This is a genomic window from Paraglaciecola sp. (assembly GCF_030730205.1).
GTDB lineage: Bacteria > Pseudomonadota > Gammaproteobacteria > Enterobacterales > Alteromonadaceae > Paraglaciecola.
Map to the genome: position 1 here is coordinate 12,492 of NZ_JANQVQ010000240.1, position 23,842 is coordinate 36,333.

The following is a 23,842-nucleotide window of genomic DNA, read 5'->3' on the forward strand; positions in this document are numbered from 1 at the left end:
ATCGTTGCAGCCATTGCGGCACAATGAATAAGAGTATTTGCGACAAACCGGTAAAATCTCTATGCTGCTAACACTTTGGGTGGGCCAAGAATGTGAGAATGAATGAAAAAACCAACTATCAAGGATGTGGCAAAACTAGCCGGTGTTTCTTTTAAAACAGTATCCCGTGTGGTGAACGGAGAATCGTGTGTGAGTGAACAAGTCAAAAACAAAGTTCAACTTTGCATCGAGCAATTAAACTACCAACCTAACCGTACGGCTCAAGTCATGCGGCGCGCCCCTAAATCTATCGCGTTTGTGTATGACAATCCAAATAGCCATTACGTAATAGAAATGCAAAACGGCATCTTGAGTGAGTGCCGAAAAAAAGGTTTTGAGTTAGTCATCCACCCTACCGACTCTCATTCAGAACAAGTAAAAAAAGACTTAGCGTCAATGATAGGAACCAACTTAATTGGTGGGGTTATTCTCACCCCACCTCTGTCTGAAAATAATCAACTGATTACCTACTTGCTGAACCTCGACGCTAAGGTTGTGAGAATTCTATCTGGCTCACAAGCGCCGGATAACTTATCGCCAACCATCTATGTGGATGACATCAATGCCGGACAAAAAATCACCAACCACCTGCTCACTTGCGGGCATAAACGCATTGCTTTTATAGGCCATCAGCCCTCACATATGTCGAGTGAAGGAAGGCTAACTGGCTATCGGAAGGCGCTAGCAACATCATCTATACAAATAGATGAAAACATTATCTTACCCGGTGAATTCACCTTTGAATCCGGCGTAGAAATGACGAATAAGCTGATGGAAAAGAAACCGCGACCTACAGCTATTTTTGCTTGTAATGACGAAATTGCAGCTGGTGCTATTTTTGCTGCACGCTTAAGAAATTTACGTGTTCCTGAAGACATTTCCATCGTAGGTTTTGAAGACAGTCCCTTTTCCCGTCAGACTTGGCCTAAATTAACCACGGTGCATCAACCCAACGCCGATATCGCGGCAAAAGCCGCGGCGTTTCTGATTGATTTGATGTTGGATGTTCCCTGCGCTAAACCAAAGTCTTATGGCTTTCAATTAGACCTTGTTGAGCGAGATTCCGTGTTTCAACTTGCCGACTAAGCCAAACTTGGTTGCGACTTAGTCCTTTTTGACATTAAAAATGTCAACGTTGACAAATTAACATGACAACGTTGACAAACAATTTTCTCAATGATAGCGTAAAACCAGAGTGATTAAAAAATCACCGCCCCATTGGTTACACCATGGGTTATTGACTTCATTTGAATGGTTTATTTGCAACAACAAAAAGAGAGAACATGATGAAAACACAAGGGTTATACAGGTTGCGAAACAAAACTATTCTCGCTGCAGTCATTTCTGGCTTACTAGCACCGCAAATTGCTTTCGGGCAAGAACCGCTGACAGTCGAAGAAGACGTTGAGAAAATTTCTATTACCTATCGAGCAAGCTTAGCTGCCGCAGCAGACATGAAGCGTGAAGAAAACAAAGTGGCGGATATCATCACCTCTGAAGATATTGGTAAATTTCCCACTGAGAATATCGCTGAAGCTATTCAGCGTATTCCAGGTGTGCAAATATCAAACCTCAATGGTCGAGGGTCAACCATCAGTGTTCGGGGCTTAGGTTCACAATTTGCCAGAACCACACTCAACGGCCAAACGTTTAAAAGTGCCGATTTCACCAGTGGCTTTCGCTTTGACATTATTCAATCAGAGTTAGCTTCCAATATTTCAGTGATTAAATCGCCTACCGCAGATATGGATAGCGGCGGTTTATCCGGTACCATCAATATCGATACCACCGATCCTTTGTTTTATTCTGAGCGAAAATTACTGGTATCAGGCAAGGCCCAATATTCTGAATTATCGCCTACGGGCGATGTGACCCCCAAGGGCACCGTGACGTATATTGATCAGTTTTTAGATAATACCTTAGGTGTATTTTTAAATGCCGGGTACCAAGAACTCGACGATCGCGTCGACAATATGTGGATGGGGCGTTGGTTTGAAAATGATGATGGTACTGTCACGCCAAGACGCCCTCGATTCCGCCGCATTGATCGTGAGACTGAACGTAGCCTATTAAACGGTGCAATTCAGTGGCGCCCCAACAGTCAATTTGAAGCCAAATTAACCGGCGTTTATGCCAAAGACGACACCGCTCAAGACTTAAACCAACAGGTATTTTTGTTTAACCGCGATCAAATAACTACCGTGGGCGAAGCAAGCAATGGTGTGTATTCGCATATTAACATCAATGGTTTTACCCTTGAAAATAACCGGCAATTAGAAGACAAAAACGCCACCAGCAAGGCTTTGACTCTTGAGAGTAAATATACCCTCGAAGATTGGATCCTATCGAGCGTGCTCAACTATACGTCGGGCAAAGCAAAACATGGTGAAGAAGCGGCAATCTTAGCTACCGTAATTGATGCAGAATTAGACATTTCAGACAAAGACAATATTATCTTTACGCCCTCTAGCAACTTAGCTGATGCGGCATTATACCCAGCGATTATGCCCCGAAATGAATACCCTAACGGTGCAGATCGCTTTATGGAATCTGATGAAACCTCAATACAGTTCGATGCCAAAAAACTATTAGGCGAGGGTTTCTTCAGTGCCCTAGCGATAGGGGTAAAGTACAGTAATGAAACCTTTGACCGAGAAGTATATCGGACTGACCGAGCAGCCATTGGCGACGCAGATCCAGATGATCTCCCCTTAATGGCAGAATACGGTGAGCTGGTAAGTGACTTTTTAGACAACGAAATGTCGGTTCCCCACAGTTGGATTGCGCCTAATATCCAAGCTTACCGTGATGCATTAAAAGCTGAAGGTGCGGTTGTTCCAACCTTTTTTGCTGCTCAATCAAGTTACTCCATCGAGCGTGATGTATTTTCTGCATATTTAATGGCTGATTTTGAAACCGAAATCGCTGGGTTTCCTGTAAGGGGTAATATTGGTGGCCGTTACGAAACCACCAACCGAGACATTAATACTTATCTGACCGGTGATACCAACCCATTAAACGGAGAAATTAAAGAAATCATTGGTGACTATACCAGTTCATTTGATTACAGCAATTTCTTACCCAGTGCCAATATCGTCTTTGAGTTAAATGACGAAATGCAAGTGCGTTTTGCCGCGGCTAAAGTACTCGTTAGACCTATTATTACTTCTGATACTCAGCTTGCCCCATCAGAAACGGCATCAAATAACTCATTCGGCACCTCCACCTACGATATCAATTTAGGCCAAACCGAAATGGAAGCCATGACGGCAGACCAAGTCGACTTAGGCTGGGAATGGTATTACGGCGAAGGTGATTCAGTCACCGTTAGTCTATTCGCCAAAGGCATTAAAAACGGTACCGTAACAGAATTTGTTTGCCCCAGTGATTACAACGGCACTGCGTTAAGCGCTAGCGGCAGTGATTGCATTGATGGTAGCGGCAATATTTACGATATCAGTAGCACTTACAACGACTCATCAACCCTCAATATCAAAGGGTATGAGTTAGCGTGGAATCAAGGCTTTGACCCGTTTTTACCCGTTGCGGGTTTTGGTATGTCGAGTAACTATACCCGTATTTTAGTGGGAGATAGCGAAGGATACACCCTAACTAATTCATCAGAGCAGACGTGGAACCTCACTGGTTATTGGGAAGATGATCAGTTCAGTGCACGTATTTCACTGAATCATCGCAGTCCTTATATTCAAGACAGTACCGATGCATTTTTTGCTCGTGAAGGTCGTGTAGTTGATGGGCGCAATCAAATTGATGTGTTATTAGGTTGGGAGGTTACCGAACAGCTTAACCTGCGCTTCGGTGCGCTTAACCTTAACGGTCAAGATGAAGAAGCTTATCGCGATGAAGAGACTCAAGCTTGGCAAACACTTAGCGTGATTGGTCGCAGTTACTATTTAAATGCGACCTACAGCTTTTAACTCGTTCATGTGTGTGGGGCACACAAACAGCATCGCTGATTGCTGTGCCCTTTTTATGTCTTCACATCGTATTTACTCAATGTGTAAGATGACTTTAGTACAGTAAAAAGGATAAATTCAATGGGTAAAACTCGCCTACGCATCAGCACTTTTCTGACAATTGCTTTTGCTGCTTTATTTCTAATATCTTGCAATAACGCCAAGCAGGCACCGCTTGAACAGGAAAGTGACACAGAAAAAAGCGTACGCGACGTCTTTCAACGAGTGAGTCAACACACTCTTTCAAATGTACATTTTTCACTGGTAGTTGATAACGAAGACGACTGGTATCAAGTGTCAGCGCAAAATGGTCAGCTTACAATTACTGCAAACGTGCCTACCGCACTTAGCTATGGTACCTACCAGTATTTACGCAGTATCGGCGCCATGGCGGTTAGCTGGGAAGGTAGTCGTATTGCATTACCGCAATCATTTGACGATTATCAAGGCAAAAAAGTCACGTCTTTATTTCGCCAGCGTGCCTATTTGAATGTGTGCGCCTACGGTTACACCATGCCGTGGTGGGATTGGCCAGAGTGGCAAAAGGAACTGGATTGGATGGCACTGCACGGCGTCAATAATCCTGTGGCGATGGAAGGACAAGAATACATCTGGCAAAAGTTATGGAATGAGTTTGGCGTTGATAACGACGAGCTCAAGCAGTATTTTTCTGGCCCTGCTTTTACTCCTTGGCAGCGCATGGGCAACATTGAAGGGCACGAAGGTCCTCTGCCTCAAACTTGGATAAATAAAAAGCACCAACTGCAAAAGCAAATTATTACTCGTATGCACGCCCTAGGTATGCAACCCGTGGTGCCTGCGTTTGGGGGGTATGTACCCAAGAAATTTATCAGTTTATTTCCTGAGGCCAAAATTTCTCCCATGCCTAAATGGACCGGGTTTGCGCAAGAAACCTATTGGTTAGACCCCGCCGACCCCCTATTTGCCAAGGTCGCTAAGCGCTTCATCGAGTTATACAACCAAGAATACGGCCAACAGCAATACTATTTGTCTGATTCATTTAACGAAATGCTCCCCCCTGTTTCAGATGAAAACCGTTACGCTGAATTAGCCCAATATGGCGAAAAGATCTATCAATCAATTCAACAATCTGCGCCTGGCGCAACGTGGGTCATGCAAGGTTGGATGTTTGGTGCTGACGAAGAATTTTGGGACTTACCCTCTATAGAAGCTTTTTTGAGTAAAGTGCCCGATGACAAAGTGATGATCCACGACATTGGAAACGACCGCTACCATGTGTGGCAACGAGCGAAGGGATTTTTTAATAAACAGTGGATTTATGGCTTTATCCACAATTACGGTGGTAGCAACCCTGTTTATGGCGATTTTGATTACTACCAACAACAGGTCAGTGAGCTACTCATTTCGCCCGAAGCAGGCAATGTAACAGGCTTTGGTGTTTTTCCTGAAGGTATTAACAACAACTCTGTCGTTTATGACTATATGTTTGATTTGCCATGGAATAATCAAGGCGCTAGCCGCGATGCATGGCTACAGTCATACCTTAGCGCTCGCTATGGCCAGCTTTCTGATAGCCAACTTGACGCATGGAGCACCATTAGCGACGCAGTATTCACTACTAAATATTGGTCACCCCGTTGGTGGGAAGGCTCGGCGGGTGCTTATGTATTTACTAAACGCCCCTCAAGTAAACTTATGGACTTTGATGACCATCCCACTGATTTGGCTAAGCTTGACGAGGGGATCAAGCAGCTACTTGATAGCGGTGAAGCGCTGCAAGAATCTTCATTGTTTATTTATGATCTCGTTGATTTCGTCAAGCAGTCAATATCCCTGCACATCGATAACCTATTGCAGCAAAGTATTGTGTTGTATCAGCAAGGTAAATCTGAAGAAGGTGATGACTTAGTGGCGACAATCGCCAAACTAACAAGCCGTTTAGATTCTCTACTTGGCCTGCATGATGAAACCCTCGGCACCTGGATAGATGATGCAAAGGCTTACGGTGATACAGCAACCGAGTCTGCTTATTTTGCCTTAAATGCAAAACAACAAATTACCCTGTGGGGTGGACCAAACTTAAAAGATTACGCTTCTAAGGTATGGCAAGGCATGTACAAAGACTTTTATTTACCTCGCTGGACCTTGTATTTAAACAAAATTAAAGCCGCTGGCAAACCGCTAACAGACAGTGAAGAAGCACAGGCCCAACTAGATTTAATCACATGGGAGAAAGACTGGGTTGCGACTCACACGCCAAGCCCACAAGCCAAACCAGCACAGCCATTGACAGACCTTAGACAATTGATGCAAGTGCTCGAATTAACGCAAAAAGTAAACCCATAAGCGATAGGTTATTCATTAGTGATCAACCAAGGTAAAACTAGCTTAGTTGTTTATGCTTGAGTAAAAAACCTACTCAGTTTGATAATGAGAAAATTACTCTCCATACCATCACAAATACTGATGGCATGAAGAGTCTACGCAATTACATTAGGCAAATGTATCGATAGTCGATCCTAAACTGCCTGTATTTGCTGCTTTTGGCACGTCAGCTGCTGATTCCAGCAGTTGAAGCGTCGCTTGACCATCACGCTCTTGCTGAGATTTAGCAAGCTGTAATGCTTTAATTTCAAGCGCCGACCCGGATGCACCAGAGGAACCAGCCCCTTGAATATCCATACCAACTCCCCTATTGCTTGTAGCAAGGTTTAAAAACGGGCAGAATTGCCCGCCTCGTCACCTTATCGACCAACTGTAGAAAAACTTTAGCCATGCAATCAATTATTCAAAAACTAGCTGAAAACTTACAACTGATTTATCGAAAAGCCATAGATGCAGACCACATCATTGGTCAATTGCGTAACGACGGAAAAGGCAAGTTCACTGCCATTTTTCCAGATAGCGCCGGCTTTGAGCACCAAGGAAAGTTTTTTAAACCTTATGTAGAAGAAGTCGCAAAAGCAATTTTAGAACTTAGCGAACAAGATGAAGAGACCCAGAAAAAAAACATCGCTACCATCGCCAAACAGATGGAGTTACTGTTATCCACTTTAGGGCAATTTCAAAGCAGTGTGCGGTAAAAACACCCTATCGTGATTTAAACGGCGCTTTTCTTTCATTTTTAATAGTTAACGACCATACTTTTGGGTGAACAAAAATCGACCTAAACAGGAGGGAACATGGATTTATCATCAATTGGCAACGTGCCGCAATTGGCGATTGCGAGTGCCCCTCTAAAACCCACACCCAGTGAAAAGCCAGTGGCTTTTGGAATTGGCCAAGACAAAACGGTGGAGTTGTCTGCGCAAGGTAAAATCTTGCAACAAGCTGAGCAAGCACAAAATCAACGCACTCAAGCGCTTCAAACAAATACCGAACAAAATACGCCAGCAAATACTGAACAAACAAACGACTTTGTGCGTGTATCAAGTAGTGTGGGTAGCGCTCAAAAAAATAACCTCAGTAGCGAACAAGCCACTGAGGTATATCGTTCTATCGAAAAGTTACTCTAAGCAAGTAAAGAATGACGTCTATAGATTATTGATGTAACGCTAAAGCATCAATTCTGTGATGGATCTCGTTAACGAGTTTTAAATATTCAGGGCTGTCAACTTTGTCGAACCGCTGGGTAAACTCTGTTTTACTAAAGCCTTCGGGTAAGTCTTTGATACTGGGAAAAAACACACCTTCGCTCGAGTTGCTTGCCAGCGCCCTTTGTAAGCCTAAGGCTTTTTCAGGTTCAGTGGCGGTTTGAGCAAACTTAACCCCGGCATAGTCGGCGCTTAGGTCAACAAAGCTATAACCACTGCCACCTTGACCTCTATCCATCAGTTCTTTAAATTCACCGATAGCAATACTAAGTCCTTGTTCAGATAAAATTTTGATCGCCGCAGAAAAAATAAAATGCTGGCTTAAATCAACTCGCTTCGCTAAAACGGTTGGCGCGCGGGGTTTAACAACGCTGCCAGAGCTAGGCTGCACCTCACCCACAAAATTGGCGAAACGATGATGGCCCGCAAAAATAGCTAAGGCCAAAATGGCCGCTTCATTTTCTTTTACTGCCGTGTCGTAGCTTGAGCGACTTTGTGCTTTAGCAAATAAAGGGCTAATGAAAGTGGCTAACGATTGAGAGCGTGATGACTTAGCCTCAGGTTGCTGACTTAAAAACGTTAAATAGTAGGCTGTACGTAAACGAAGTTCTTCATCACCTGTGCGGTCCATGCCTTGTTTAACGGTATTAAGTTCATTTAGAAAGTCATTCAATGGTCTGATATTGAGCATCATTTCATCGTCATTCATGGCGACGCTCTCAACTTGCGCGATGAATTGGTCGCCCAAATCACTCTTGGTATACCAGTTTACCATGGTAGTAACCATTGAAACGGCTACGTTACCGGGGATAGATAATGCGCCGACTCGCACATGTTCAACGTCTATGCCTTGGGACGGTAATATCTTAATATCAATATTTAAGTATTGTCCTAGAGGGTTGTCAGGCAATTGATAAGAAGCAAGTGTCGTCATGCCATTGGTAGAAATAGACACCTTGCCGCTAAATTGTTTATGAGCCCGCTGTACAAAACCAACTAAACTATTAAGTTGATCGTTACTTAAGGTGATTGTTTGATGCTTGGAACGGTTCTTTAAACTCTCGCTAATTTGGCGCATTAACTCTTTGACAGAATCAGCCTCGCCAACTTGTTGACTGCTGTTGGCCACAACCAAAGGTTGTGATTCAAGCGCAAAAAACACCAAGCCTGCTAAGGTCATCACCAGCAAAAAAAACAAAACCAAGAAAAATTTAAGGACCTTTAGCACCTTACACTCCACCAAAATCGAAGACTTTCACACACCGAAGTACTTAGCGCTTCTCTAATTTTATAAAACGACTTCTGCCATATTACCCTTGGATTCTAACCATTCTTTACGATCGGGCGCTCGTTTTTTAGCCAGCAACATGTCCATCATTTCTAACATCGCTTCCGCATCGTCAGTAGTCAGTTGTACTAACCGTCGGGTATTAGGATCCATGGTGGTTTCACGTAATTGCAAAGGGTTCATCTCCCCCAAACCTTTGAAACGTTGCACGTTGATTTTTCCGCGTTTTTTCTCGGCTTCAATGCGATCTAGAATACCCTGTTTTTCACCATCATCTAGGGCGTAATAGACTTCTTTGCCCACATCTATTCGATACAGAGGTGGCATCGCCACATACACATGGCCTAAATTAACTAAGGTTCGAAAGTGCTTAACAAACAAGGCACAAAGCAAGGTGGCAATGTGCAAACCGTCTGAGTCAGCATCGGCTAAAATACAAATTTTGTTGTAACGCAAACCGCTTAAATCTTGTGAGTCAGGGTCGATACCCAGAGCCACTGAAATATCATGAATTTCTTGAGAAGCCAGTACTTGTGATGAGTCAACCTCCCAACTATTTAAGATCTTACCACGCAAGGGCATAATGGCCTGAAATTCACGATCTCTGGCTTGTTTGGCTGAGCCACCCGCTGAATCACCTTCCACTAAAAATAGTTCAGAACGACTGGTATCTTGGGTAGAACAATCGGTTAATTTGCCCGGTAAAGCAGGCCCTTGTGTAACCTTTTTACGGGCGACTTTTTTACTTTGGCGCAAACGGCTTTGTGCGTTGTTAATACACATATCGGCCAAAGCTTCAGCGATATCGGTGTGGCGGTTGAGCCATAAGCTAAAGGCATCTTTTACCACACCTGAAACAAACGCAGCCGCTTGACGCGAAGATAAACGCTCTTTTATTTGCCCAGCAAATTGCGGGTCTTGCATCTTAGTTGAGAGGATATAACTGCACCTGTCCCAAATATCTTCTGGGGTAAGTTTGACGCCACGAGGCATCAAGTTACGAAACTCACAAAACTCACGCATTGATTCTAACAAACCTTGGCGTAAACCATTTACGTGAGTACCGCCTTGCGCCGTCGGAATTAAGTTTACATAGCTTTCAGTAACTAATTCGCCCCCCTCAGGCAGCCACACCACCGCCCAATCTGCGGCTTCATTATTGGCAGAAAATGAGCCCACAAAAGGCGAATCTTCCGGTAAGGTGATATGGTCTTTAACTGCTTGTTCAAGATAATCTCGTAAGCCATCTTCAAAATACCACTCTTGGCTTTCATTGCTAATCTTGTTGTCAAAACGAATCCGTAAACCGGGGCACAATACCGCTTTAGCGCGCAGAATATGCAACAACTTACTGACTGAAAATTTTGCTGAATCAAAGTATTGTGGGTCTGGCCAAAAATGTACCTTGGTGCCGGTATTGCGCTTCCCACAGGTATCTACCACATGTAATTCTTCGACTTTGTCGCCATTTTCAAATGCAATTTGATACACGTTACCATCACGGCGAATATTCACCTCTACCCGTTTTGACAGGGCATTGACCACCGAAATACCGACGCCGTGTAAACCACCAGAAAACTGATAATTTTTATTAGAAAATTTACCACCCGCATGCAGCTTCGTCATGATGAGCTCTACCCCAGAAATTTTTTCTTCAGGGTGGATATCAACCGGCATACCACGGCCATCATCAGTAACCGATAAAGACTGGTCTTCATGCAATACAACGCGAATAGAGGTGGCATACCCCCCCAACGCTTCATCAACACTGTTATCGATGACTTCCTGACTCAAGTGGTTTGGACGGGTCGTGTCCGTATACATACCCGGACGGCGTTTTACCGGCTCTAGGCCGTTAAGGACTTCAATGGCATCAGCGTTATATTGATTGTTCATAGTTTTTATTATTTATCAGTTGAGTAAGTGCAAGGCTTGTTAACCCGCTATAGTGTCATGTTATACCAAGCTTCATTTAGTCTTGCAGTAGAAACCTAAAAATATCTGGTAAGAATCGTTCAAAATGTTGAAAACTGTGATCGCCTCCTTCTTCCACTGTCATTTTTGCGCCTTGGTATTTATCCACGGCTTGGCGATAATCAAGGATTTCATCACCTGTTTGCAACAACACCCAAATATTTTGCGGATGACTGACCTGCTGAACATCTAGCTGAATAAGCTGGTGTATATGGGCCGCTTCGAGGGTAAAGCTTTCCCGGGTATAAGGGTTTATATGGGCACCTAAGTAGTCAGCCAATAGTTCAAAAGGCCGAACGGCCGGGTTGACTATTACCGCTTTACCACCGTATTTTTGCAGCATATAAGTCGCCAAAAAACCGCCCAAAGAGCTACCGATAAAAAGACATGTTTTTCCGGGATGGCTTTGTACTACGCGCTCAATACCCTCTATGGCTGCTTGCGGATAGTTAGCCAGCTTTGGAATTTCAATCGGTAACTGCGGGTAATGCGCTTTTACAAACGCGAGGGTTTGTTGCGCCTTTTGCGATTGGGGTGAACTTAAAAAGCCGTGCAAATAAATAACCACTTTTTCCATTTACGAATATTCCACTCTCTTAATGTCAGTCGTAAACTGACCTGTTGGGTCTAAATTGAGTACCCGATAAGCAGGCGCCTGTTGACTGATACCGAACTCTGCTTGCAGCGCCCATTGCCAACATGTGCTAGGGCAAGCTAAATAATGACACTGGCCAATTTGTTGCTGCAGCTCTGCATGAATATGCCCATAAATCATGGCTTTCACTGAATCATATTGGGCAATGACCTCAAGCAGTTTATGGCTATTTTGCCAACCATGATTATCCATCCAAGAATGACACACTAAAGGATGATGATGGGCAGCTATCAGTTGAGAGTAATCACGAGATTGCTTCAGTGATTGGGCTAAAGCGACGAGGTCTGACTCAGCTAAAAAGCCGCCCGTGCCGCTGGTTTTTGTATTAAGTAAATGAAGTTGCCAATTTTGAATGGTCAGAGGGGCAGCAATCGAATAATGCGACCATAAATTAACCGAGCTAAATTGCTGCTGTAACACGCTAAGATCATCGTGGTTTCCTGGCAAAATCAGCCATTGACTTTGGATCCCACGTTGTTTTATCAGCTGCTCAAAGTGGCGATAGCTTTCTAAGCTACCATCACCACTCAAATCGCCTGTAACAAGCAGCAAGTCAATAGATTGTAGGGCAATATCATCTAAGACTTTAGCTAAACTTTGGTAAGGAGCGATCTGTCCGTAACTTGTCTTGCTAGCGTCAGCAAACAGATGACAATCAGAAATTTGCGCTATACGGATCACGACTTTATTCTTTGCTGCACAATAAAACTAGACGCTAGTGGAGTGCAGTTGGTCGCTGTGTTTCAAACAAAACACTAACCACTCACCCAAAAACAAATTCACCATTTCTTTTTCATTTCGTTGATACATTTTGTTATTCGGGTATTCGTAACTCGGTTGCAAGGCACCGATATGTTGCGAACTCAATACTTCGGCCATTTGTGCGTCATGATAAAGCCTAACGACGACAATTGGCTTAAGAAAATCTGGGCCATCCATGCTTTTTTGTGACATCTCGATCGTACTGGTGTAGCGGCTACTATCGATTATTTTAAGTTGATAACTCAGGCTACCATTGACCTTAAAGTGATATTCCAAAGACTCAGTATCACAATCGGGCAGTAAAGATAGTAAACGCGCATAGTTGTTGTCACACACTTTGTGCATGTCAGCTAGCTTAGGTACATAACGCGTTTTATTCGGACTATTCATTTAAAACTTGTTCCACTCCTCTAATAGCTTAACTTTGTTTAGACAAAACCATTGTAGAGCAATTAAGGTAGCGGCGTTTTCAACCACACCTTGCTCTATCCAATCAATAGCTTGTTGTTCAGCAACGCGGTGCACCAAAATATCTTCGCTCTCATATTCTAGACCGTGCACCCCATGTGCTTTGCTGGCATCAACTTTGGCAATAAAGACATCTAGTCGTTCAGTCGTGCCGCCAGGGCTGGCTAAGTAACTAAGGGCTTTTCGTAAATGTGAAATCTCAACCCCGGCTTCTTCGAATGCTTCTCTTTTACAAACATTTTCCGGTGTTTCGCCTTCATCAATAATGCCTGCCACAATTTCAATTAACCAAGGGGTTTTAGAGGTTGCCATCGCGCCAATGCGAATTTGCTCTATCATAACGAATTCGGCTAAATCTGGATCATATAATAGTACGGCAACTGCATGGCCGCGCTCGAAAATTTCCCGTTCAACAACCTTGCTCCATCCCCCTTGGAAAAGCCGATACTTAAAAGCATATTTTACCATCTTGAAAAAGCCGCTATACAAAGGCTTTGACTCAATCAGTTGGACATCTTTCGTTGAAAATTGCTGTATTTTTGACAAAACACCTTTCCTTTGCAGCGCTGGTCGTTAAATACACGTATGCTATCACACATTCGTATTGATGCATTTAGACTGCTACTGGTCTTGAAGCAAAATATTCTGTTACACTTGAGGGCTAAGTGTTACCACTAAGCGTTTTGGCTTGCCGCTTGATTTGCTTAGACTTTGTACAACATTAAACGCATATAGATCAGTCATCTGTTCGGCTAACATCGGTTCAGGAACTACCAAAGGAAAAATAATGAAGAAAACACTTTTGTCGCTACTGATAGGTATAGGCATGGCGTCCTCTGCTAATGCAGACTCACTGAGCGAAGTCTATCAGCAAGCATTGCAAAACGACCCGGCAACCTTGCAATCAAAAGCGCAAAAAGAAGCAGCCTTTATAGACATAGATAAAAGTCGTGCGGGTTTGTTACCCCAAATTTCTCTTTCATTGTCTGCCAACGAAACCTTTGGCGATACTGAACGCTCAACTAACTCTGCGACGGTCAATTTAAGCCAAAGCATATATGACCGTTCTGTTTGGGTTGCCTTTGACCGAGCTGAATTAGTTGCTAGTCGTGCCGACACCATCTATGCCAATGCGATGCAAGATTTAATAGTCAGAACCGTAACGGGCTATTTCAATACATTACAAGCGCAAGACGATTTAGAATTTGCCCAAGCTGAAAAACGTGCCATCGAACGCCAACTTGAGCAAACTAAACAACGATTCGAAGTGGGCTTAACCGCCATTACTGATGTGCATGAAGCGCAAGCTCAATATGATACCTCGGTCGCTGCTGAAATCAGTGCACAAAACAACGTTGAAATCAGCCTTGAGGCTTTACGGGAAATTACCGGTAATTATTACAACAGCCTAAACGTACTAAATACCACCAGTTTTTCTGCCACCATGCCTAATCCGTCTGACATTAACAATTGGTTGAAATTAGCAGAAGAACGTAATTTACAACTGTTAGCCGCCAATACTGCGGTTGATATTGCTAAATTCGATATCAAAAGCGCGCGCTCAGGTCACTATCCGACCGTCAGTTTAAACGCCAGTGCATCTTCATCTGATAATGGTAATACCGCCATAGTAACAGACAACGGTATAACAACATCTGATGACCGAGTGAACAATTATGGAATTGGTTTAAGTGTGTCAGTACCACTTTATACTGGCGGTCGCGTAACAGCCAACGTTGACTCTGCTAAATACAGTTTTATCGCTAATAGCGAAGAGCGCGAGCGCATACACCGCGGCGTGATCCGTAACGTACGTTCAAACTACAATGACGTGAAAGCGGCTATTTCACGGATCAAAGCCTTTGAACAAGCAGTAATCTCAGCTGAAAGCGCCTTAAAAGCCACTGAAGCCGGTTTTGACGTGGGCACGCGTACTATTGTTGATGTGCTTAACAGTACCCGTAACCTGTTTGATGCCCGTCGTAATTTATCTCGAGTGAGATACGGTTATGTCACCAGTATGATGAATTTGAAACTGGCTGCAGGCACATTGAGTGCAGAAGATGTGAATGACATCGACCAAGGATTGATTACCGCAAAACAATAAGATTTACTTTGTTTGATAGGCAGCTTAGGCTGCCTTTTTACATTTAAGGTCAGAGTATGAACAATAATAATCAAGCCACTAAGAGCCCTTCAGTACCTCGCGACAAACAAAATGACTATTCAGAAAACATGGCCGCAACTCGCCGTGAATTTATTAAAGAGCAAACAGGTGTTGAACTACAGCATCTCGCCCACTATTCAGTAGCACCAACGGCAACCGCTGGCAATATTGAAAACTTTATCGGTGTCGCCCAAGTACCTATTGGCCTAGCAGGTCCAGTGCGCATTAATGGTGAACATGCCCAAGGTGACTTTTACGTACCTATGGCCACCACGGAAGGAACACTGATCGCCAGCTATAATCGTGGCATGCGCTTACTTACTGCAGCCGGTGGCGTTAAAGTCACTGTGGTTGATGACGCAATGCAACGCGCACCGGTGTTTATTTTTACTGATGCTCGTCAAGCGCTGCAATTTGGCGAATGGGTGCGCGAGCATTTCACTGAAATAAAACAACAAGCTGAAACCACAACGAGCGTTGGGAAATTACGTGACATTGAACAATATGCAGCAGCTCGTATGCGTTACTTACGCTTTAACTTTACCACAGGTGATGCAGCTGGGCAGAATATGGTGGGTAAAGCCTGTTTTGCCGCCTGTGAGTGGATCCAGGCTCATTACCCTCATCCCGGTTTAGTCCGATACAACTTATCAGGAGCAATGGACACCGACAAAAAACATTCACAGCTCAACACCTTACACACACGTGGTAAGCGCGTTATTGCTGAAGTGTGTATTAACGGTGAACTGCTCAAACAATCACTCGGTGTGAGTGCTGAATTGATGTTTAAAATGCGCCAAGTCTCTCAGGTGGGTAGCGTAATGGCGGGCGCGATCAACACCGGAGCCCACTCCCCTAACGCCATAGCCGCTATTTTTATCGCTTGCGGGCAAGATGCAGCAAATGTTGCCGAATCATCATCAGCCTTGTTATTTGCTGATGTTGATGAACAAGGTAATTACTACCTATCCGTGACCATACCGTCGCTTATTGTTGCCACATATGGCGGTGGCACAGGCCTAGCGACTCAGAAAGAATGTTTAGAAATGATGGATTGTTACGGTTCTGGAAAGGTCTACAAACTTGCAGAAATCATTGGTGCTACCGTGCTAGCCGGTGAGCTATCACTTAGCGCCGCCGTATTAGCTGGAGATTGGGTTACCAGTCATGATGCACTAGGGCGCAACCGTTAGTTCGGTCAGGCCCTGTTTTACGTGGGTGGGTATAGATACTGGCAAACGAGTATGATTGTCGACGTAAACATGCACAAATTTACCCAATGCCGCCAAGGTATGTGAACCTTGCACAAATACGCCAAGTTGATACGTTACTGAACGATTACCGAGGCGCTCCACCGCTACACCAATATCTAAAATTTGTGGAAAAGCCACTGAGCTAAAAAAACGACATTGCGTTTCTGCAACAACAGCGATTACATCGTCTTTTAAGGGATCTAACCAAGCACGGTCAATTAACAAGCGATTAACCACTGTGTCAAAATAAGCGTAATACACCACATTATTCACATGGCCATACATGTCGTTGTCGCCCCAGCGGGTTGATAGACGTTCAAAGTGGCGAAAATCATCTCTGGTCCTACTCATAAATCGTTCTTCCTATGTAGCCTTAGGAACTTACCAAGCCGCTTGGTATAGGGCTAATGCATCGTCGTAAAAGATTGGTTTGGGGTTATTTTGTAACAAACGGGTTTGTTTCATTGCTTCACTGGCTAATAACTCAAGATCATCTTGCTTAATACCATAATCGCGTAAACGTTTATTCAAGCCTAGGTCGTAACTAAGTTTTTGCATGAAAACTATAAACGCCTCGGCTTGTTGACGAGAATCAGTGGGTAAATCGCTGATTAATAAACGCCCAAGTTGTGCATACTCTGCCTCCGCCACCTCTATATTAAAAACCAATACGTGAGGTAACATTAAAGCATTGGTTAAGCCATGGGCAAGATGAAATATACCGCCCAATGGATATGCTAAAGCATGCACACCCGCTACAGGTGCGTTCGCAAAAGCTTGGCCCGCTAACATGGCGCCCAACAGGGTATTTTGACGATGTTCAAGATTATGAATATCGGTATAGGCCAAAGGTAAGGAATGGCTCAATAACCGAAGGGCTTGTTGTGCCAAATTATCAGACAAGGGATTTTTCTTGATTTTACTGGTGAAGGCTTCTATGGCATGCACCATGGCATCAACCCCCGTTTCAGCAGTAATGTGGGCTGGCATACCAGCCAAAAGCGAGGCATCTAACAATACCAAGTCAGCGTAAAGTACAGATGACACTACACCGGATTTAGTAGTCTCGCCGGTTGTAACCACTGAAATAGGCGTAACCTCAGAGCCAGTGCCTGCGGTAGTCGGTATTTGCACTAAAGGTTTTCGTGTTGATTTTACTTGCTCAACACCGTACATCTCAGCCAAGGGCTGTTCGTTTTGCGCCAATACTGCCGCCAACTTAGCGGTATCCATCGAACTGCCGCCGCCAAAACCGATAATTACATCCGCATTTTGAGCGTGTTCAGCCGCGCGTAAAATCAGTGAGTCAGAAGGGTCTGGCACGACCCCATCAAACACCTTAGCCTGAATAGCATTGGCTGACAAAGAGGCCAATAAAGGAGTAAGTTTACCCAATTTGACTAAGCCACTATCAGTAATAATTAGGACATTTTTAGCTGCAAATTTTTGTTGCAACATCGCACCTAACTCATGAGAGCATGCTGCCCCACAACGGATATCGTTAACGGTTTGAAAAACAAAAGACACTGACATACAAAACACCTAGTCTAAGGTTAAAGCGACGCTCTTCACTATAACTTAGGCCCTAACATTGCCAAATATATCAGCCATCATAATTAATGATGGATAGTCATATAGAATCATTGACAGTCCTTGGCAAATCTCTACTCTATCGTCGACTCTTCCCTGAATCAGTTATTATTTAGAGCGTAAACCATCATGAAAGCCAGTAAGTTACAAAACCAATTTATCGCCATTCGCAGCAACAAGCTGTTTGAGATATTTGTGGTTTCTGTCATTATTTTTTCAGCCCTGTTAGTGGGTGCAAAAACCTACGAAATGTCATCGACCATGATGCACATCACCCAATTTTTGGATTGGTTTATCAGTGCTTTTTTTCTCACTGAGATCACCATTCGCTTTTTAGCTGAGCATCGTAAACGAGACTTTTTTAAGAGCTTTTGGAATATTTTCGATACCTTGATTGTGCTGATCAGCATGATACCCGCCGAAGATACAGACCTTGCGCTAGTGGCCCGTTTGGTCAGAGTTTTTAGGGTGCTGCGGATGATTTCTATCATTCCCGAATTGCGTATCTTGCTGGTATCGCTGATTAAAGCAATGCCGCAGTTGGGTTATGTGATGTTGTTGATGTTTATCATTTTTTACATCTACGCCGCGGTTGGCAGCACCTTGTTTGAAAATATCAATCCTACCTTGTGGGGCGACATTACGATTTCCTTGCTGACCTTGTTTCGGGTAATGACCTTTGAAGATTGGACAGATGTTATGTACGAGACCATGGAAGTCTATCCGCTGAGTTGGCTCTTTTATCTAACCTTTATATTCTTCACCGCTTTTGCATTTTTGAATATGGTTATCGGTATCGTAGTGAATGTTATGGAGCAGGAAAACGCAAAGGCGAGAGCCGAAGCCAGCCAAGAAGAAGGTGAGCCAAGTTTGAAACAAATATCGCAACAGATTGCTGATTTGCAAAAGCAACTCGAACGAGTTAGTCCGAGTAAATAAAGAAAAGCCCTGCCATCATCGTTGTAATGACGCCAGGGCTGGCTACTTTTTTAATTTAATATTTCGCTTTTAACTCACCTACTCGTTTCAAGGATATCTCTTCCTTAAATTCTCTTTGGCCTAACTTACGTTTGGCTAGCACGTCTTGCTTGGCTAAAAACAGTGCATCAACGTAGTTGAGGTAAATCTCTTCACTTACGTTTTTATCACTTACCGCTCGCTCGTAATATTTCAGGGCTTCCTCATAATTTTTTTCAGCGACCAATACTTGCGCAAGAGTATCAAGGGTGGCAGGGTTAGCAGGCATAAGTTCAACCGCTTTTACGGCGTATTCTTTTGCTTTTTGTAGCTTGCCTTGCTGAAGATTTAAATACGCTAAATTATTAAACGCAACATAGTTTTTTGGATTAGCTTGGATGGCCAATTCATAAGAACGCATCGCACTTTCGGTATCGTCACCTATTTGACGTTCTGCCAGTAGCATTCTAGATGCCATATCACTTGGACGATTATCAATGTGCTGTTGTAAAAACTGTAGCCCCTTATCAGCTTGTTTTAATTGTTCATAAATAAACGTCACCATCACCACATTACGATAACTAGGATTCGCTTGGTAGGCCGCTAGTGCGTTAGGCAAGGCATCTTCAGGCTTTTTGTCTTCCAGTTGCAAACGAGCTAAAAACCCTTTTGCAATAGGCATTGCTAAGGTGGCCGCCGGTAATTTTTCGTAGGCATCTTTACCCGCTTTGATATCGGAACTCATTAATAAAAAGTGAGTAAGCAAGATCTGCATTTGCACATCATCACGTTTTTGCAAAAAGCTCCGTGCCATTTCGGCACCTTCAGTAAACTTATTCTCACTGTCAAGCAACAACAGGCGCCCGATAGTTGCCTCTTTGTCATTAGGGTATATTTTAAGCCAAGCGTCATAGTGTTTTTCTGCTTCGCTGCGCATATTGTTGGCGATTAAACTTTGCCCTTTCAACGTCCAGTACGTTTTAGGCAGCTTACTAGTATCAGTGAACCCATTAAGCACTTTTAGGCTGTCATCGTACTTTTGCTCTGCAACATAGACGCGAGCAAGCAATAGTCGTGCATCAATGTCTTGCGGTTTTTTGGCTACTAGCTCTTTAATTTTTTGCAAGCCTTGCTCACTTTGGCCGTTTTTGCTTAAAAACAAATAATTGGCAGCTAAAGCAGGTAAGTAATCTGGTGCACGTTTCAACAATGCGCCTAATTTTTCCGTTGCGGCTTCTAACCTATTTTGCACAAGATCAAGGTTAATCAGCGCCATCGGTGCTTCAAACGCTTTACTATCAATAGCTGCGGCTTCTTCATATTCTTTTTGTGCAAGCGTATATTCTTGCCGTTTAATATGAATTTGCCCTTTGATGAGATAAGGTTTGATTTCTTTTGGTGAACTGGCTTTCCACTTTGCAGCAAGCTCTAGCGCTTTATCATACTGGCCAGTGGCAACATAGGCAGTGGCTAAGGTTGTTTGTGCACTGACCAATTCAGGTGATTTTTCTACGGCTTCTTCGAGATTAACAATGCCATCAAGATTATTGAGTGATAACTGCAATAAACCCAAACGGGTGAAATCTTCCGCGGTGTCGCTCAGTTCAATGGATTTTTCAACTAGGCCGCGCGCATCTTTTTCATAGCCTTCTCTGATCAGTTGATAACTGGCTTTAGACAGCAAGGGCGCATCTTCCTTGCTTAAATCATCGATACGCTCTAATACTTCGCCTGCTTCATTGGTTAAACCAATTTGCAGTTGACTCGCAGCCAGCATTCTTAAGGCTGGGTGATTATCAGGTAAGCTACTTACAATGAAAGAAAGATGGCGATTTGCACTGGCATAATCAGCGATCTTATAGGCAGAGTAACCTGCAATAAGGCGTAAGCTGGGGTCAACTGAGCCGTTTAAAATGCCAGTCTCGGCAAATTTTAGCGCGGTTGCAAAGTCTTGTTGTGAGGCTTTAATGGCTGACTTAAGTTGATTTAACAAGGCGTTTTGGTCGTTAACAGCAAGCAGGCTGTCAACATACGATTCGGCCTCATCCATACGCCCTAAATCAACCAACAACTTAGCCAATACAAACTTTATTTGTAAATCGTCTGGATATAAACCCACATACTCTTTGAACACATCCGCCGCTTCTTGGGGTTTATTCAAAGCTAATTCAACTTGCGCGAGTAACTTTAGGATTTCAGGATCTAGGGGTGACTGTGTTTTGAGCGCCTGCAATGCTTCTAAAGCAGTATCAAAGTCTTTATCCATAATATGAACATAGGCTGCGGTAAGCCCTTTATACACCGAGCTAGTATCAAGGCTGGCAAGATCTTCGATGAGTAAACGAGCGTCATCTTCTTTACCCAATTTAACTAATGACAGCACTTTAAAATAACCGATCTCAGCACGCTCTACGGAGGTAAGGCCGGCCTGCTGCTCGTCCACTTTGCTCAGCGCAGCATAGGCTCCGGTTTTTTCATAAGCCTTGGTCAATAGAGGTAAAACTTTAGAGGGTTCATAGCCATATTCAAAGGCGCGATTGAGCTCTTTTTCTGCACTCTCGTATTGTTTGCTGTCTAAGTACACTTTACCGAGTGCAAAGCGCGCTTCACTTGACTTAGGGTCGGCTTGAACCGCATTTTTAAGCGCTACAATGGCCGCAGTATTATTGTTTTCGCTGATAAATTGTTGGGCTTCCGCGATATGTTCTTCCGCGGTTTTTGGACCACAGCCAAGTAACAACGATACACTCAAACTAATTAAGCTAAATTTTAGCATCTTAGGTAAGGATAAATGGGTATTCATATTCTCAATCCATAAGCTTCAAAAGTTAGTGACAAAGATACTAGAGTTAGCCGGCAATTAAAGCCTTTTCTCGTAAAATGAGTGGGAATTTAGAGCCGCAGTAAAACACGTCGAAAAAGCCCAAGTAAAGTTGATTGATTTTTGACCTAGCCACTAAAACCAGCTGTATGTTAAATAAGCACTTAGATTGCATGACAATTTTGCAACATAATTGACATTAAAATGTAATTTACGGTTTAAACACACACTTTTTTTCAAAAAAACAGCAATTAAACAACGCATTACATGGAGTAAATTTTGGTTATCGAATATAATCCAGCCTTTGAAACCGAGCCGGCTTCGCCTAAAAAAATTGTTATACCGATTCAAATTATGCTGTGCCTGCTAGTACCCTGGGACTCTCGATGACCACCACATCTGAACTAACGTTTAAAGATTTAAATTTACCTGAAGAAATACTCAAAGCCTTAGAAAAAGTAGGCTATGAAAAACCTTCGCCCATTCAAGCTGAGGCAATTCCATTAATCCTACAAGGCCATGACTTACTAGGCACAGCACAAACTGGAACCGGAAAAACTGCAGCATTCGCTCTACCTATGTTGGCTAACATTGATCCTGATGCTGACTTCACGCAATTATTAGTGTTAGCTCCAACCCGTGAGTTAGCTATCCAAGTTGCTGAAGCATTTCAGGTTTACGCCAGCTTCAGTCGTAAAATCCGTGTATTACCGGTTTACGGCGGTTCGTCTTATGAAAACCAAATTCGCCAGTTAAAACGTGGCGTACAAGTTGTTGTTGGTACACCTGGCCGTGTTATTGACCACATCAACAAAGGCACGCTAAAACTCGATCAACTTAAGTTTTTAGTCTTAGACGAAGCCGATGAAATGTTACGTATGGGCTTTATTGATGACGTCGAATGGATTTTGAGTCATGCTCCTAAAGAACGCCAAACAGCGTTGTTTTCCGCCACCATGCCTGATGCAATCCGTAAGATCACTCAACGTTATTTGAAAGATCCTAAGCACGTTAAAATTGCCTCTAACGTAACCACTGCTGCGCAAATTACGCAACGTTATTGCCAAGTAGCAGGGCATCATAAATTAGAAGCCTTAACTCGCATCCTCGAAGTTGAAGATTTCGACGGCGTCATCATCTTTGTACGCACGAAAACGGCCACGTTGGAATTATCTGAAAAACTTTCGGCACGTGGTTACGATGTTGAACCACTTAACGGTGATATTCCGCAGAACGCCCGTGAACGTACTGTAGAGCGCTTGAAAAAAGGCAACATCGACATACTAGTTGCTACCGACGTTGTTGCGCGAGGTCTTGATGTTGAGCGTGTAAGTCACGTTATCAACTACGATATTCCTTATGACACAGAGTCTTATGTACACCGTATCGGCCGTACCGGCCGTGCTGGTCGCCAAGGTGATGCAATATTATTCATTTCTCATCGTGAAAAACGCATGTTGTTCTCGATTGAAAAGGCCACTAATCAGTCAATCGAACCTATGGCTATTCCCTCTATTTCACAGTTAAATGAAACTCGTCTTACTCGTTTCAAAACCAGTGTTATGGAAGCCATGAATGATGCCAGCATCGAAACCATGATCCCTATTGTTGAATCGATCATGAAAGAAGCGGATGCTTCACCTGAAGTGGTGATGGCTGCTTTAGCCAAGATTGCTCAAGGCGACGAGCCATTGATTCTGAAAGAATCTGACCGTCCTAACCTTGAAGAGCGCGCTCCTCGTGGTGAACGTGGTTCCCGTGACGGTGGTCGTGATTTTGGCGACAGACCTTCGCGCGGTGACCGCCCTGCACGTGGTGATCGTGGTGACAGACCAGATCGTCCTAAGCGTGAACGTAAATCTAGCCCTCCTAGCGAAGGCATGAAACGCTACCGCATTGAAGTGGGTCATACCCATGGTGCTAAGCCTGGTAATATCGTTGGCGCGATTGCGAACGAAGCAAATATCAGCAGCAAAAATATTGGCGCTATCGAAATTTATGATAATTTCAGCACCGTTGACTTACCTAATAATATGCCTAAAGCCACCCAAGACGTGTTGCAAAAAACCCGTGTTGCAGGCCGTGCTTTAGGTATGCGTGAATGGTCGGATACACCGCCCAAGGCACGTGCAAAACCGAGCTTTAACAAAGAGTAACTTACTCTGAGTGGTAAAAAAGGAGCCTAATGGCTCCTTTTTTGATCTTAACAAGTCAGGGAATAGTCAATGCACAATTTAAAAAGGTCAGTAGACAATGCCCTGAGAGGCCTTTATTTTTACGCTATGGCTTTCAATTTCGCGCCTGAAGTCGCTCCTA

Annotated in this window: 19 protein-coding genes; 9 read left to right on the forward strand and 10 right to left on the reverse strand. The window is 43.6% G+C overall.

Translation table 11 applies throughout. The annotated features are described in order from the left end of the window. Positions 1 to 102 precede the first annotated feature (102 nt). From NWQ57_RS15810 to NWQ57_RS15820, 3 genes are all read left to right on the forward strand, one after another. Complete coding sequence (locus NWQ57_RS15810; protein WP_306023128.1) at positions 103 to 1,125, forward strand: LacI family DNA-binding transcriptional regulator; 1,023 nt, start codon at positions 103 to 105, stop codon at positions 1,123 to 1,125. Between the two features lie 197 nt (positions 1,126 to 1,322). Beyond that, positions 1,323 to 3,977 carry a TonB-dependent receptor gene (locus NWQ57_RS15815; RefSeq protein WP_306023129.1) on the forward strand — a complete coding sequence of 885 codons (2,655 nt, stop codon included), beginning with the start codon at positions 1,323 to 1,325 and terminating at the stop codon, positions 3,975 to 3,977. A 120-nt stretch (positions 3,978 to 4,097) separates the two neighbouring features. Further along, entirely contained in the window at positions 4,098 to 6,344 is a 2,247-nt protein-coding gene (locus NWQ57_RS15820) for an alpha-N-acetylglucosaminidase (protein ID WP_306023130.1), read from the forward strand. A gap of 147 nt (positions 6,345 to 6,491) precedes the next feature. Here NWQ57_RS15820 and NWQ57_RS15825 read toward each other — a convergent pair whose 3' ends face one another. Then, entirely contained in the window at positions 6,492 to 6,680 is a 189-nt protein-coding gene (locus tag NWQ57_RS15825) for a hypothetical protein (protein WP_306023131.1), read from the reverse strand. A 92-nt stretch (positions 6,681 to 6,772) separates the two neighbouring features. Between NWQ57_RS15825 and NWQ57_RS15830 the strand changes: the two genes are divergently transcribed. Both NWQ57_RS15830 and NWQ57_RS15835 read left to right on the forward strand, forming a co-directional pair. Then, positions 6,773 to 7,081 (forward strand): hypothetical protein, encoded by a 309-nt coding sequence (locus NWQ57_RS15830; RefSeq protein ID WP_306023132.1) that lies wholly within the window; start codon positions 6,773 to 6,775, stop codon positions 7,079 to 7,081. A 99-nt stretch (positions 7,082 to 7,180) separates the two neighbouring features. Next, on the forward strand, positions 7,181 to 7,513 hold the full coding sequence (locus NWQ57_RS15835) for a hypothetical protein (protein ID WP_306023133.1): 333 nt from the start codon (positions 7,181 to 7,183) through the stop codon (positions 7,511 to 7,513). A 25-nt stretch (positions 7,514 to 7,538) separates the two neighbouring features. Here NWQ57_RS15835 and NWQ57_RS15840 read toward each other — a convergent pair whose 3' ends face one another. From NWQ57_RS15840 to nudF, 6 genes are all read right to left on the reverse strand, one after another. After that, positions 7,539 to 8,819: a hypothetical protein gene (locus tag NWQ57_RS15840; RefSeq protein WP_306023134.1), complete on the reverse strand. Its 1,281-nt coding sequence runs from the start codon at positions 8,817 to 8,819 to the stop codon at positions 7,539 to 7,541. 60 nt (positions 8,820 to 8,879) lie between these two features. Then, the gene (parE, locus tag NWQ57_RS15845) at positions 8,880 to 10,775 is read right to left on the reverse strand and encodes a DNA topoisomerase IV subunit B (protein WP_306023135.1); all 1,896 of its coding nucleotides are present in this window, start codon (positions 10,773 to 10,775) and stop codon (positions 8,880 to 8,882) included. A gap of 76 nt (positions 10,776 to 10,851) precedes the next feature. Then, entirely contained in the window at positions 10,852 to 11,430 is a 579-nt protein-coding gene (locus NWQ57_RS15850; RefSeq protein WP_306023136.1) for a YqiA/YcfP family alpha/beta fold hydrolase, read from the reverse strand. Next, complete coding sequence (locus tag NWQ57_RS15855; RefSeq protein WP_306023137.1) at positions 11,431 to 12,189, reverse strand: metallophosphoesterase; 759 nt, start codon at positions 12,187 to 12,189, stop codon at positions 11,431 to 11,433. It abuts the gene before it with no gap. A 27-nt stretch (positions 12,190 to 12,216) separates the two neighbouring features. After that, positions 12,217 to 12,660: a DUF1249 domain-containing protein gene (locus NWQ57_RS15860; protein ID WP_306023138.1), complete on the reverse strand. Its 444-nt coding sequence runs from the start codon at positions 12,658 to 12,660 to the stop codon at positions 12,217 to 12,219. Continuing rightward, the gene (gene nudF / locus NWQ57_RS15865) at positions 12,661 to 13,284 is read right to left on the reverse strand and encodes an ADP-ribose diphosphatase (RefSeq protein ID WP_306023139.1); all 624 of its coding nucleotides are present in this window, start codon (positions 13,282 to 13,284) and stop codon (positions 12,661 to 12,663) included. Between the two features lie 241 nt (positions 13,285 to 13,525). Here nudF and tolC point away from each other — a divergent pair, with 241 nt between their 5' ends. Together tolC and NWQ57_RS15875 are read left to right on the forward strand one after the other, a co-directional pair. Continuing rightward, complete coding sequence (gene tolC / locus NWQ57_RS15870) at positions 13,526 to 14,845, forward strand: outer membrane channel protein TolC (protein ID WP_306023140.1); 1,320 nt, start codon at positions 13,526 to 13,528, stop codon at positions 14,843 to 14,845. Positions 14,846 to 14,901: 56 nt separating this feature from the next. Then, complete coding sequence (locus NWQ57_RS15875; protein WP_306023141.1) at positions 14,902 to 16,098, forward strand: hydroxymethylglutaryl-CoA reductase; 1,197 nt, start codon at positions 14,902 to 14,904, stop codon at positions 16,096 to 16,098. Here NWQ57_RS15875 and NWQ57_RS15880 read toward each other — a convergent pair. Together NWQ57_RS15880 and NWQ57_RS15885 are read right to left on the reverse strand one after the other, a co-directional pair. After that, on the reverse strand, positions 16,081 to 16,509 hold the full coding sequence (locus NWQ57_RS15880; protein ID WP_306023142.1) for a thioesterase family protein: 429 nt from the start codon (positions 16,507 to 16,509) through the stop codon (positions 16,081 to 16,083). The genes NWQ57_RS15875 and NWQ57_RS15880 overlap by 18 nt on opposite strands. A gap of 30 nt (positions 16,510 to 16,539) precedes the next feature. Continuing rightward, on the reverse strand, positions 16,540 to 17,691 hold the full coding sequence (locus NWQ57_RS15885) for an iron-containing alcohol dehydrogenase (RefSeq protein WP_306023143.1): 1,152 nt from the start codon (positions 17,689 to 17,691) through the stop codon (positions 16,540 to 16,542). 186 nt (positions 17,692 to 17,877) lie between these two features. Here NWQ57_RS15885 and NWQ57_RS15890 point away from each other — a divergent pair, with 186 nt between their 5' ends. Beyond that, positions 17,878 to 18,687: an ion transporter gene (locus NWQ57_RS15890; RefSeq protein ID WP_306023144.1), complete on the forward strand. Its 810-nt coding sequence runs from the start codon at positions 17,878 to 17,880 to the stop codon at positions 18,685 to 18,687. Between the two features lie 55 nt (positions 18,688 to 18,742). Here NWQ57_RS15890 and prsT read toward each other — a convergent pair whose 3' ends face one another. After that, the gene (gene prsT / locus NWQ57_RS15895) at positions 18,743 to 21,508 is read right to left on the reverse strand and encodes an XrtA/PEP-CTERM system TPR-repeat protein PrsT (RefSeq protein WP_306023145.1); all 2,766 of its coding nucleotides are present in this window, start codon (positions 21,506 to 21,508) and stop codon (positions 18,743 to 18,745) included. Between the two features lie 404 nt (positions 21,509 to 21,912). On the opposite strand from prsT, the gene NWQ57_RS15900 reads away from it, so the two are divergent. Further along, positions 21,913 to 23,682 (forward strand): DEAD/DEAH box helicase, encoded by a 1,770-nt coding sequence (locus NWQ57_RS15900; protein WP_306023146.1) that lies wholly within the window; start codon positions 21,913 to 21,915, stop codon positions 23,680 to 23,682. Positions 23,683 to 23,842 lie beyond the last annotated feature (160 nt).